This is a genomic window from Burkholderia sp. Ac-20392 (assembly GCF_017104585.1).
In the GTDB taxonomy this organism is placed as follows: domain Bacteria; phylum Pseudomonadota; class Gammaproteobacteria; order Burkholderiales; family Burkholderiaceae; genus Burkholderia; species Burkholderia lata.
Genome location: NZ_JAAGPB010001198.1, coordinates 1 through 461, shown reverse-complemented (window position 1 = coordinate 461; position 461 = coordinate 1). Strand labels below are relative to the sequence as shown.

2 protein-coding genes are annotated in these 461 nt (G+C 67.5%); both read left to right on the top strand.

Features of this window, described 5'->3' with window-relative positions; all coding sequences use genetic code 11:
• Positions 1-275: acyl-CoA dehydrogenase C-terminal domain-containing protein (locus G3N99_RS41585; protein WP_206125351.1), on the top strand; the 275-nt coding region annotated here is incomplete at its 5' end.
• A gap of 36 nt (positions 276-311) precedes the next feature.
• Positions 312-461 (top strand): FAD-dependent oxidoreductase (locus tag G3N99_RS41580; protein ID WP_124636892.1); only part of this gene is annotated, 150 nt, incomplete at its 3' end.

Genomic DNA, 461 nt, shown 5'->3' with positions numbered 1-461 from the left:
TGGCGAACGTGAAGCAGGACCCGAACGCGGTGTTCGCGGGCAGCGTGCCGTACCTGAAGCTGGCGGGCGTGGTGCTGTGCGGGTGGCAGATGGGCCGCGCGCTGGTGGCGGCGCACGCGAACCGCGCAAGCGACCCGGCGTTCTTCGATGCGAAGATCGCGATTGCGCAATGCTATGCGGAGCACGTGCTGGTGCAGGCGGGCGCGTTCGAAGCGTCGATCGTCGGCACGAAGGGCAACGAGGGCGTGCTCGCGTTGACGGAAGACCAGTTCTGACCGGCTGACGGTCGGGACGCAGGAGGAGACAGGATTTTGACCACACAGGACTTGCTCGCGCAATACGGCCCGCGCGAATCGATGGAATACGACGTCGTGATCGTCGGCGGCGGCCCCGCCGGGCTGTCGGCGGCGATCCGGCTCAAGCAGCTGGCCGCCGAGAAAGGCACCGAAATCGGCGTGTGC